Source organism: Shewanella sp. 10N.286.52.B9, from assembly GCF_002873635.1.
Lineage (GTDB): Bacteria > Pseudomonadota > Gammaproteobacteria > Enterobacterales > Shewanellaceae > Shewanella.
On the sequence record NZ_MCTY01000020.1, the window covers coordinates 1,684 to 1,938 of the forward strand.

Consider the following 255-nt stretch of genomic DNA (forward strand, 5'->3'; position numbering starts at 1 on the left):
GCAGGCCGCTTGCCTTGCAGTGTTAAGTTGGTAAGATGTTGTTCATAAAGAAAATCAAAGCGTTGTTGCTCGTGAGTGTTCATAGTGATACTCCTAGATAACTGCCAAGGTAGGCAGGGTCTAGTAAGTATTTAAGATGGGAGAATAAAGGTGAGCTTTTATCTTTTCTGCCGCACAGCGGCTTCGTTCAACAAGCGCCTTAACTTGGACAATGTTTTGTTGTCACGGTTTTGGTAAACAACGCAAAAAGCCATG